This window comes from Agrobacterium sp. (genome assembly GCF_032092815.1).
Lineage (GTDB): Bacteria > Pseudomonadota > Alphaproteobacteria > Rhizobiales > Rhizobiaceae > Agrobacterium.
Window position 1 is genome coordinate 1 of record NZ_DAMDBP010000021.1, and the last position, 11341, is coordinate 11341.

The window sequence follows — 11341 nt, forward strand, 5'->3', positions numbered from 1 at the left end:
CATGGTGTAGAGGCCGGTCATCAAGGCGGCCTGTTTCGGAAAATCGCGTTTGACGAGACCGGGCAGCAGCACGTTGCCGATGGCAATGCAGGCACCTGCGAGCGCCGTGCCGATAAACAGCAGTGGAATGGAGGAGAGACCACGCAGGGCCGTGCCGGTTGCCAGCAGCAGCAACACGCCAAGCAGCGTCCATTCCGAACCAAAACGCTGTGCCAAGCGCGGTGCAAACGGCGAAAAGGCCCCAAGGCAGACAACGGGCAGGGTGGTCAGGAAACTGGCACCCAGCGCTGAAAGGCCAAGCTCGGAGCGGATTTCCGGCAACAGCGCCGAGGCACTGGAAAACACCGGGCGGAGGTTAAAGGCGATCAGCACCAGGCTGGCACCAAGAATGACCCGACCAAAGGTGCTGAGCGCAGGCGGAGCAGGCGGTGGAACATTATCCACCTCGGCATCAACGAGGGTTTCGCTCAGCGGCTCATCATGGCTGTCGGCGAGCGGATTGGCATGCGCAACCGTGGTTTGGTCGGCGGAAACTGTGATGGGCGAATTCATGAAAGCAGCAATCGATCAAGGGTGGAGAAAACGGGTGCCATGAAACGGCGAACGGCGGCGGAAGCCTTGTCGGCATCACCGCTTTCAATGGCGTCAATGATGGCGGCATGGGCCTGCATGTCAGGCTCAGGCACTTCCTCGTCAAGCGTCGCCTCAATGGTTTCAGCGATGGAGGAGGAGAAGAAATTGTAGATTTCGATCATCGCCTGATTGCAGGACGCGGCAATCACAGCGCGGTGGAACGCCAGATCACGGGCAATGAACAACGATTTGTCACCACCGGCATAGTTGCCACGCTCAGCAAGCAGGCGCCGCAGTTCTGTAATCATCTCAGGCGTGTGGCGGATGGCTGCCAGCCGCGCGGCTTCGACATCAAGCGCGCACCGCGCCTCGAACTGGTCCCGCAGACTGGCTCTGCGCGCCTGCGTCAGCGGGCCGCTGATGTCGGTGTTGGAGAGCACATAAGTGCCGGAGCCTTGTCGGGTCTCCAGCAGACCTTGCGCCACCAGCACTCGCACGGCTTCGCGCACGGTGCCACGGCTGATTGACAGCATCTCCGACAGGCTGGTTTCGTTGGGCAACTTCTCGCCAACCTGCCAGCGCTGCGACAGAATTTCGCTGCGTATGGCGTCGATGGCACGTTCCGTCAGGCTGATTTTTTCAAGGTTCTGCATGATCTAATCATAAAGTCATCTGATGAATTTGGATTATGCCTGTGCAGGTGTTTTGTCAATCATCAAGGTGGGGATGTTGTCTCCGGTTGGTGATGTTGGGTTTTGTCTGACTACTGTCCACGACGCTCATTGTGCGCTCCAACGGTTCCCCAAACGCTCCTCATTTCTGTGCTTGTCACAGAAATCCAGTCATCCCAAGTCCTTGGGATGAGAAGACATCTATCGTCTCGCAGACGCGTGACTGCTGGATCCCTGTGATATCCCTCGGGTCAAGCCCGAGGACAGGGAAGAGGGAGGTCGCAGCAACCATCAGGACACACCTTGAACGTTCATGATGGGTGCAAGAGCGCCGCTCGCTCCCCTACCTCTACCCTTGTGGGAGAGGAAGAAAAATCATGGTCTTAGCTTCAGCTAAGTCATAGATTTTTCAGGTGAGGGGTCCAATACTTCTACAGCGCCCATTGTTGACGCCGACGTTGCTCTACCAGTCACCATTAAGACCTCGCCCGGAATTGCACCCCCATGATGGGGTTCCCACCCCTCACGCACACCAGGGCGGAGTTCTGATCCTGCTCGTCGCATAAGGCGCCGGGCCGATAATGGTGTTGCGGCCGTTCTGCACCTGAAAAATCAGATGCGCCTGGCTGATTGACTGGTCGCGCGTATCGTCAGGATAGGCAAGGCCCACCTGTCCTTCACTGCCCAAGAAATAAGAACCGTTCACACCACGATTGATCGAGGTGCGCAGTTCGGACGCCACATCCCGAAACAGGCGCGGATGCTCCGCCCGGACCCACGCGCTAACCAAAAGCTGCACCCGGTCATAGGCAAGACCGGCCTGCGAATTGCCGGGCAACACATCAAATGCCCTGAAGTAACGGTCGCGAAACCCTTCGGCAATCGGGTCGGCATAAAGGCCGCTGGTGGTTGCCCAGACAACGCCTTCCGAGGCCGCACCCAGCTCGCTCTGGAACTGCGGCACCGAAGGGCCGTAAATATCGTAGATGATGGCGCGTAACGGATTGTCGAGAAAGGCCCGCTGAAAGGCGATGGCATCTTCCACGAAAAACGATGCCAGCATGATCACCGACGGGTCGAGTTGGTGCAATTTGTCCACCGCCCGTTGCCAGCAATCCGGGGTATCGGAGGCAACCTCGATGACATCGATCTGCCAGCCACGGCGGCCAAGTTCCGCCTCGAGATACTCCATGCCGATATCGAGATCGGGCCAGAGCGGCTGCAGAATGGCAAGGCGTTTTTTCTGCGTACACCAGTGTTTGGCCGCCTGCAGCTGGTTGACGACGCGGGCAAGGCCAACCCCGTAATTCACATCGCTGGCGCAGGTCTGAAAGATATTGCCCAGCCGCGCCCGACTGTCGCGCACCCGCTCCACCGCCCGGTGCATGGTGGCAGCGTGCAGATAAGGAATGCCCGCTTCACCGACAATGTCGTGAACGGCGGTGGAATAACAGGCGTAACCGGCGGTTATGCCATCCACTTCCTTTTCGATCAGTGCGTGATAGGCGCCGAACGTGCTGGCCGGATCGCCACTGTCGAAAGATATGGTTTCCAGCGTAACCGGCCGGCCGCACACGCCACCCCGTGTGTTGATTTCGGAGATCGCCAGTTTGGCGCCGTTCAGCATTTCGATGGAATCGGTCTGCCCATGACCACTGCCGGCAAAGGGCAGGCCGATGATCAGCGGGCGCACCTTGTTGCCACGTGACGAGGCATGGGGCCGTGGTTGGCGACTGGCGTACGGCTGAAAATCACCCGCAGCTTCAGATTTCAACTCCGGCAGACGGGCTGCAACATCTTCGATTTCGCTGAGGCCAAGGGCCGGACCGCCGGTGGAACCACCGGGCGTCGGCAGGCGGCATATGCCCTGCTGCACGGCATAGCTGGCAAGCGCTGCGCGGCTCCACAGCTGCATCTTGCCGAACAGGTTTTCGATATGTTTTTGCGTGGTGCGTTTGCTGATATCCAGCCGCACGGCAATGTTTTCATTGCTGAGGCCAAGCGCCACCAGCGTCAGAATATCCAGCTCACGAAGGGTAAGGTTGAAGGGCGGGGTTACCAGCGTCATCTGCACGGTGGCAAAACGGCGGCCGCGCAGCATTGACCCCTGAGTAATCTGCACCCGGTGCCAGCGGCTCTGGTGGTCTGCGAGATGAAAAACAATGCGGTCCCGATCAAGGGCGAGCAGGGCGCGGGCATATAAGGTCACATCGTGAAAGGCGCTTATATAGTGCGCACCGGTGCGGTCGTCGAATTCCTCCACCGCACCGTGGTGATCGACAAAACATCGCCAACTGTCTCGCGGTGTGTCTCGCGATGGATCCATCTCAGCGCCCCTCTTTGCAACATGCTGATAACGCAAAGTGCGTGACAAGGTTCACCTGCCGCGCACCAGAGTCAAGCCATGCGACGGGCGCCTTATTTGCCCGGCCAGTTGTAATCGTCTGGCATTGGGGCGACGCCACGCGCATCCGGCAGCGCTATGCGGCGGTGGTCTTCTTCGTCATCCACCCATGCGCGGGCAATCTCGTCGCAGGTGGCAAACCACACGCCGTCATGGCCCTTGATGTGCTCGATCAGCCGTTCCAGCATGATCATGTGATGCGCCTGGCCGATGATCTGCGGATGCAGCGCCATGGCATAAATGCCATTTTCCTGGTTGGCATAACCGTAATCGAAAATGTCCTTCCAGCGGCGCAGCACGGCGTCGGTATCGGACATGCCTTCCTGATTACCGGTATAGGCAAGGGCCGGGAAGTCATCGAGATACCAGCTGACCGGAATTTCCAGCACCTTGCTGGCAGGGCCGGCGACATTGCCCTTTTCCCAGTTCACCTGCCAGCGCTGCGGACGGTAAGGAACAAGGTCACGTGCCATCAGGCTGCTGTCATAGAGGAAACCGGCCTCTTCAATGAGATCAAGCGTGTTGTCGCTGTAGTCCCAATAAGGGGAACGATAACCGGTCGGGCGAATGCCAAAATGTTTCTTGTAGGTGGCAAAGGCCAGATCCATCAGCCGACGTTCAGTATCGCGGCTGATCAGGGTCGGGTTCTCATGGTAATAACCGTGATGGGCAATTTCGTGTCCCGCCTCGAAAACCTTTTGGTTGACGGCCGGGAAGGTGTCGACCGTGTGGGCCGGCGTAAAGAAGGTGGTGCGGATATCGTGTTTTTTAAACAGCGACAAAAGCCGTGGCGTGCCGACCTCTGCACCAAATTCACCACGCGACATGAATGACGGTGACGGGCGGTTGAAGCCGCCAAGCCACAGCGACTGTGCATCAAAATCGACGCCCAGATTAACGGCAATCTTTTTACCGGCAGGAAGTTTCAAAGAACCCATTTTCTCCTCCTTGGACAGGGTTGTGCAAAGCCTCTCGCGGTGAGAGGTCGCGCTTCGTTTCAGGCATGCGTCTGGAAAAAGGTTTTAGAGGTGGGAAGGCCACGCCCTGTAGAGATCGGCTCTGCGGCGACGATCCTTGAAGGTGGTTGCCGCACCGCTTGCACGGTTCTCATAGAGCAGGTCCAGATTGACCGTACCGGTGACAGTGGTCTCAACATTGGCCGGCGCTTCGGCAATGATGCCAGCAGCATTGGCCCAGGCCAGATCGCAGGGGCCGAGCACCGAGCTTTTCGCCCAGCCGTTTGGCAGAGGGCCGCCCGGCTGGCCACCGAGGCAGCAATGCACGAGATAAATCTGGTTTTCGATGCAGCGGGATTGCGCGCAGTGGCGCACACGCCAAAAACCCTGCTCGGTGAAGGTGGCGGATGGCGTCAGGATGATCTCGGCACCCTGTTCAACCAGTGCGGCCGAACATTCCGGTATCTCGGTTTCGTAACAGACGTTGAAACCCACCTTGGCAAACGGCAGCTGGAAGGTTTCCATCTTGGAGCCTTCCGACGTTGACCAGTTGGCCTCGGCCGGGAAGATGTGGGTTTTGGCATGCTCAAATCTCTCGCTATCAGGACCGAAGAGATAGGCGATGTTTTCAAAACGATCGTCCGACACTTTGACGAGATGCGACCCGGCCGCAATGAACTGGCCGCGCTTTTTCGCCTCGTCCTTGAACAGCGAGATGTAGTCTTTGGTGAATTCGTCAATCAGCACCAGTTCCGAAATCGGCCGGTTTTTCCAGTCCTTGAGTGTCGTGAACAGCTCGATGGTGAAAAGCTCTGGGAAAACGACAATATCCGAGCCGGCTGCCTGATCGAGCAATGTGCGAACCCGCGCTTCCATCTCCTCAAAACCGTTGATCTCTCGCACATGATACTGGCAGGCCGATATGGTGACCTCACGTGGCATGGTTTCCTCCTAACATGCTGTGGCGGCTGCGATCTGCAGTGCCCATGGAGGAAGGCTAGTCGCGGAGGGGGCAGGCCTCCATACGCCTTAATGCGTACGGGTGACGTCATGGTTTTGTCGGTTGCTGCTCCGGCAACCTACACGTCGGGTATCCAATAAGTGTAATTCTCACTTCAACAAATACCGTGCTCATGTGAGCGTCTTTATAATTTTTTGATAGCGGTTGCCTGCGTCGAAGTGGATTTACATCGAGCTCTGTGGTTTCAATCATTTTTTATTTTGTCTGAGTCGCACGTTTGCGTTTCTGAATGGTTGCAGGCTTTGCTTGGGAATCTGCCTTTACCGCTAGTCTTGATGTAGATTTTTTGGAAGACGAAGCAGGTTGGAAATTATCGTCAAGTTTCAATATCTTATCAACAACAATGGAAATTGCTGGTTCCTCATTTGCTATATATGAAGGGCTTTTATCTTCGATACGCGGGACAGGTTTTTGTTGCGCCCATGATGTCGCCTTACCGTCGGAATCTTTACGCTTCTTCTTCTCGAAAATATCACGGTAGCGCCGTGGGGAGATTCCTATAAATGGCTCAAATAAAACCTTTGTCTCTCGTTCAGCTGGAGAAAAGGTAATCGCATCGGCATGCATGTCCTTTGCGTGGCTCTTAGGGTAAGGCTCAAGGAAAACAACTCGACGAACACCCGATGATACAATGTGTTTAGCACACATGTGACAAGGAAATGTGGTGGTGAACATGATAGAGTCAGATAATGCTTTACCCTTGCGGGCTGCATCCGTAATAGCGGACATCTCGGCGTGGATTATGCGCCCAAACTCTATAATATCCATAATGCGTGAATCGGAAATCAATCGCTCAGTCATGAGTTTTTTTACTTGATCAGTTGTTTCGCCCTCAGCCGTGAGATTATTTGAAAGAAACCCAAGTTTTCCCATTCTTTCAACTAGATCATGAAGGACACGTAGCTTCCGGCTGTGGTTACCATCTTCACCTTCCTCGAAATCACGGTGTGGATCTATTGGGTCATCACACCAATATGTTCCTCCAAACGCCTTGGGAACCTCGTTACATCCAAGTGTGATTATCTCACCTCGATCTGAAAATATTGCAGCTCCAATTTGACGGGACAAATCTAACGAGCGTAATGATGCTCCGGCTGCGGCGTACATGCCATATTCAGCCTTCGTTGGTGATATACTGTTGTGACCGAAGAAGGCGTTTACAAATCGTTCAACGACTTCTTTCGCCTCCTTGCCATATTGGCCAGGAACAAAAATGTCACCTAAATGGAAAACATCTGAGACACGTTGGCCGTAGGCCTCATCAACTTCGTTATGATCTTGCGCGATAAGATCGATAGCTTCTTTTTCTGCGTCTTCTTCTTCGATGATGCCGGTGCCGTATCCCTTGATTTTTTTTATCAGTTCCCGACGGCGTTCCTCTTTATCGGAGAACACTGACACCTGAATAAATTTGCGACCGTAAACTTCTCTTAGAAGAGTTATCTCTTCTTCGCGCTTCAGTTGGCGGATGATGTAGGCTGTACCTAGCGCAGGCTGATCTTGAGAAATGCCATTCACTTTCTGCCTAACCCGCCGGATTTCACCGATGGCAAGACAGGCTAAAGCTGCATGGTTTTTCGCACCTTGCCGAACTTGATCGGCTTGTCTTATTAAAGATCGATATCGATTTCCGTAGGAAGATTCGTCCACTTTAACCTGTGGTAATATATCCTCCATCACTCTTGTAATGTGTATCAATCGGCTTTCGTACTGGACTTTGTGGAGTGCTTCCTGCAAGTAGCCGGTGATTGCGTTGAGGTCGACACCTATGGGGCCAACTAGTCCTATTACGATCTCTGGATTATCGACTACGGCAGTGACCATTATGGCTCCTTAACGGGAACTTTATGACTTAGGCCGGATTATCATATCGTGACCTGGTTAATCGATGTATATTCGAGTCGGGGAAATCATTGGAGGTGCAGCGATGAGTGCAACCGTAGCTAGACAAGATTCATCCACAAGCAAAGAGCGTGGTGAAGAGTTGCGTACGATCATGCAGAACGCTGTACAGAATGTACTGCAACGACCAGAGACATTGAGAGGGCCCTACGTCATTCGCGATTCTGACTTGCAGTCTCCTAGTGGACGGTAAAAAGCAGGATCAGCCTGTAGCTTGCTTATATTGACGCTCGCGCTCGACCCAAATAGCTTTCATAAGCTAAGTTTTCTCGAATTCACTTTATATGTAAAGTGAAGTGGGATTTTCATTTACTTCGACGCGACGTCAGAAACGTGTGCCAACTCTTTTATCCTAAATTTTCGCACCAATAGGTGGCAGCCGATGGTTGTTCCCAATGTGCTGTGCCTCGTGCAAGCTCCATATGCTCCATTGTGGGGTTTTGGCATTTGGTAATAGTTTTTGCTGTGTTGCTGAGGCAAGCACACTTGCAAAGCTTCGGTTTCAACTCTTTTTGAGATCATCTTGACGGACGCTGTATCTGCATCAGCCTTGTTTTGGAACTTTTGTCTATCATCAACAACACCAAAACGAAAAAAGCCCGGCTCAATGCCGGGCTTCTCTTTTCATATCGCTATTGCGAACTGATTAGCTGCAACCGCTTGTCGCGCCGCATGTGTCGCACTTCTCGCAGGTGCCGTTACGCACCATGGTGAAGTTCTGGCACTCGGAGCACATGTTGCCGGTGTAGCCTTGAGCAATCGAGCGCATGCGGCGTTCGTTTTCCACCTTCTTGGCTTCCGTCTTGGCAGAGGCTGCGTCAGCAGCTGCCTTGTCGGAGAAGAGGGCCGTTGCGGCCTGTTCGCTCTCGGTTGCCAGCGATTCCTCGGCAATCTCTTCCGCCAGTTCCTTGGCGCGCTCTTCATAATCGCGCTTGAAGGCGACGATTTCAGAGGTGGAAACGGCGGTTGCCACTTCCAGCTTGCGCACGGCGCTGCCGCTGAACGAGGTCACGCTTGCCGAGGCACGGGCAGGGGCTGCTGTTGCTGCACCCTTCGGCTCGGAGGAAGCGCGTTCGCTGTTGGAAACCAGCGTTGGCTTGTAACCGCGGGTCCAGCCGGTGGAAACCAGGTTGGTCTTGCCTTCCTGAATGCCCTTGCCGAGTGCCGTGTTGGAGAAATCAGACGTGTCGACATGCGCCAGATCGTGGCGGCCAAGGTAGGACACGGCGAGTTCGCGGAACACGTAGTCGAGGATCGATGTGGCGTTCTTGATCGCGTCGTTGCCGATAACCATGCCAGCTGGTTCGAACTTGGTGAAGGTGAAGGCCTCCACATATTCTTCCAAAGGCACGCCATATTGCAGGCCGAGCGATATGGCGATGGCAAAGTTGTTCATCATCGCACGGAAAGCAGCGCCTTCCTTGTGCATGTCGATGAAGATTTCGCCGAGGCGACCATCACCGAATTCGCCGGTGCGCAGGTAAACCTTGTGACCACCAACAGCAGCCTTCTGGGTGTAACCCTGACGGCGGTTCGGCAGCTTTTCACGTTCGCGGCTGACACGCTCGACAACACGCTCGATGATCTTTTCGGTGATGGTGACGGCCTGTGCCGCAACTGGCTGCTGCATCAGCTCTTCCAGTGCGTCTTCGTCGTCCTCATCCTCAACCAGCGAGGCATTGAGTGGTTGCGACAGCTTGGAACCATCGCGGTAAAGGGCGTTGGCCTTCAGCGCCAGCTTCCAGGACAGCATGTACGCTGCGCCGCAATCTTCAACCGTTGCATCATTCGGCATGTTGATCGTCTTGGAGATCGCACCGGAGATGAATGGCTGGGCAGCCGCCATCATGCGGATGTGGGATTCAACCGAGAGGTAACGCTTGCCGATCTTGCCGCATGGGTTGGCGCAATCGAACACGGCAAGATCTTCGTTCTTGAGGAACGGCGAACCTTCCAGCGTCATCGCACCGCAAACGTGAACGTTTGCTGCGTCGATGTCCTTCTTGGCAAAACCGATGTGCTCCAGAAGGTTGAAGCTCATGTCGGACAGCTGCTCGTCGGAAACTTTCAGCGTGTCCTTCAGGAAGTCCGCACCCAGTGTCCACTGGTTGAACACGAACTTGATGTCGAAGGCGCTCTTCAGGGCAGCATTGACGGCTTCAATCTTCTCATCGGTGAAGCCCTTGGCCTTCAGCGTGGTCGGATTGATGGCCGGTGCCTGATTGAGGTTGCCGTGACCAACTGCGTAAGCCTCGATTTCAGCAATCTGGCTTTCGGAGTAACCGAGCGAACGCAGGGCGTCCGGAACGGCGCGGTTGATGATCTTGAAGTAACCGCCGCCGGCCAGCTTCTTGAACTTTACCAGCGCAAAGTCAGGCTCGATACCGGTGGTGTCGCAATCCATGACGAGGCCGATCGTGCCGGTTGGCGCGATAACGGTGGTCTGGGCGTTGCGGTAACCATGCTGTTCGCCAAGCTCCAACGCCTTGTCCCAAGCCGACATGGCATGGGTGACGAGGTCAGGATCGGTGCAATCTGCGTGGATCAGGGCAACCGGGTTTACCGACAGCTCTTCATAACCATAGGCCAGACCGTGTGCGGCGCGGCGGTGGTTACGGATTACGCGCAGCATGTTGTCGCGGTTCGGTGCAAAGCCCGGGAACGGACCAAGCTCGCCAGCCATTTCAGCCGATGTAGCGTAGGAAATACCGGTCATGATGGCGGTCAGGGCACCGGCAATGGCGCGGCCTTCATCGCTGTCATAAGGAATGCCCGAAGACATCAGGAAGCCGCCGATGTTGGCGTAACCGAGGCCGAGCGTGCGGTATTCGTAAGAACGTTCAGCAATCTGGCGCGATGGGAACTGTGCCATCATCACGGACACTTCAAGAACAACGGTCCACAGGCGAACGGCGTGTTCGTAGTCTGCAATGTTGATGCGCTTGGTGGCCGCATCCTTGAACTGGATGAGGTTGAGCGAGGCAAGGTTGCAGGCCGTGTCGTCAAGGAACATGTATTCCGAGCACGGGTTGGACGCACGGATTGGACCGGCGGCTGGCGAAGTGTGCCAGTCGTTCATGGTGGTGTTGAAGTGCAGGCCTGGGTCAGCCGATGCCCATGCGGCATGGGAGATCTTTTCCCAGAGGTCACGGGCCTTCAGGGTCTTCATGACCTTGCCGTCGCGGCGTGCCGTCAGGTTCCAGTCACCGTCATTTTCAACGGCGCGCAGGAAGTCATCCTTCAGCGAAACGGAGTTGTTGGAGTTCTGACCCGAAACAGTCAGGTAGGCTTCCGAATCCCAGTCCGTGTCGTAGGTCTTGAATTCGATGTCCTTGTAACCCTGCTGGGCAAACTGGATAACGCGCTTGATGTAGTTTTCTGCAACCTGGTCCTTCTTGGCAGCGCGGATTTCGCGCTTCAGGGCAGGGTTCTTTGCAGGGTCAAAGCAATCGCCATTGTCAGCTTCACAGTTCACGCAGGCCTTCATGATGGCCTTGAGGTGCTTGGCAACAATCTTGGAACCGGTAACGAGGGCAGCAACCTTCTGCTCTTCCTTCACCTTCCAGTCGATATAGGCTTCGATATCAGGGTGATCGACATCAACAACCACCATCTTTGCCGCACGGCGGGTCGTGCCGCCAGACTTGATGGCGCCAGCTGCGCGGTCACCAATCTTGAGGAAGCTCATCAGGCCGGAAGACTTGCCGCCGCCGGAAAGCTTTTCGCCTTCGCCACGCAGATAGGAGAAGTTGGAACCGGTGCCGGAGCCGTATTTGAACAGACGGGCTTCACGCACCCACAGATCCATGATGCC

Annotated in this window: 7 protein-coding genes; all 7 read right to left on the reverse strand. The window is 55.3% G+C overall.

Features of this window, described 5'->3' with window-relative positions; genetic code table 11:
* Positions 1–552 (reverse strand): MFS transporter (locus tag RT613_RS13855; RefSeq protein WP_313616182.1); only part of this gene is annotated, 552 nt, incomplete at its 3' end.
* The gene (locus RT613_RS13860) at positions 549–1226 is read right to left on the reverse strand and encodes a FadR/GntR family transcriptional regulator (RefSeq protein ID WP_313616184.1); all 678 of its coding nucleotides are present in this window, start codon (positions 1224–1226) and stop codon (positions 549–551) included. The genes RT613_RS13860 and RT613_RS13855, both read right to left, overlap by 4 nt.
* 541 nt (positions 1227–1767) lie before the next feature.
* Complete coding sequence (locus tag RT613_RS13865) at positions 1768–3570, reverse strand: ABC transporter substrate-binding protein (protein ID WP_313616186.1); 1803 nt, start codon at positions 3568–3570, stop codon at positions 1768–1770.
* Positions 3571–3662: 92 nt separating this feature from the next.
* Complete coding sequence (locus tag RT613_RS13870) at positions 3663–4586, reverse strand: polysaccharide deacetylase (protein WP_313616188.1); 924 nt, start codon at positions 4584–4586, stop codon at positions 3663–3665.
* 84 nt (positions 4587–4670) lie between these two features.
* Positions 4671–5546: a carbon-nitrogen hydrolase family protein gene (locus RT613_RS13875; RefSeq protein ID WP_313616190.1), complete on the reverse strand. Its 876-nt coding sequence runs from the start codon at positions 5544–5546 to the stop codon at positions 4671–4673.
* Positions 5547–5820: 274 nt separating this feature from the next.
* Positions 5821–7449 (reverse strand): anti-phage dCTP deaminase, encoded by a 1629-nt coding sequence (locus RT613_RS13880; protein ID WP_313616192.1) that lies wholly within the window; start codon positions 7447–7449, stop codon positions 5821–5823.
* A 724-nt stretch (positions 7450–8173) separates the two neighbouring features.
* Positions 8174–11341: vitamin B12-dependent ribonucleotide reductase (locus RT613_RS13885; protein WP_313616194.1), on the reverse strand; the 3168-nt coding region annotated here is incomplete at its 5' end.